Source organism: Pseudomonas sp. Ag1 (assembly GCF_000278565.1).
In the GTDB taxonomy this organism is placed as follows: domain Bacteria; phylum Pseudomonadota; class Gammaproteobacteria; order Pseudomonadales; family Pseudomonadaceae; genus Aquipseudomonas.
Genome location: NZ_AKVH01000010.1, coordinates 1 through 617 on the forward strand (window position 1 = coordinate 1; position 617 = coordinate 617).

Annotated in this window: 1 protein-coding gene; it reads left to right on the forward strand. The window is 41.5% G+C overall.

Annotation, left to right across the window (positions count from 1 at the left end):
* Positions 1 to 356: 356 nt before the first annotated feature.
* Positions 357 to 617: hypothetical protein (locus A462_RS34725; protein WP_238544198.1), on the forward strand; the 261-nt coding region annotated here is incomplete at its 3' end.

Here is a 617-nt window from a genome sequence, read left to right on the forward strand (position 1 = left end):
GCTCTTCCGATCTCCATAAACAAAAAGTCCGTAACCTCTTTCGAGATTACGGACTTGACCCTTTTTTTAATGATGATGGTAAGTTGTTGATAATTAGTGCTGCGGGAAGGTAAGGATAAAAAAGGGTCAAGTCCGTAATCTCGAAAGAGGTTACGGACTTTTTGTTTATGGGGTGGAGGAGGTTCAGACCCTTTTTTATCCTTACCTTCCCGCAGCACTAATTATCAACAACTTACCATCATCATTAAAAAAAGGGTCAAGTCCGTAATCTCGAAAGAGGTTACGGACTTTTTGTTTATGGGGTGGAGGAGGTTCAGACCCTTTTTTTAATGATGATGGTAAGTTGTTGATAATTAGTGCTGCGGGAAGGTAAGGATAAAAAAGGGTCTGAACGTCATCTCGAAAGAGGGAAAGAGGTTACGGACTTTTTTGTTTATGGGGTGGAGGAGGTTCAGACCCTTTTTTATCCTTACCTTCCCGCAGCACTAATTATCAACAACTTACCATCATCATTAAAAAAAGGGTCTGAACCTCCTCCACCCCATAAACAAAAAGTCCGTAACCTCTTTCGAGATTACGGACTTGACCCTTTTTTATCCTTACCTTCCCGCAGCACT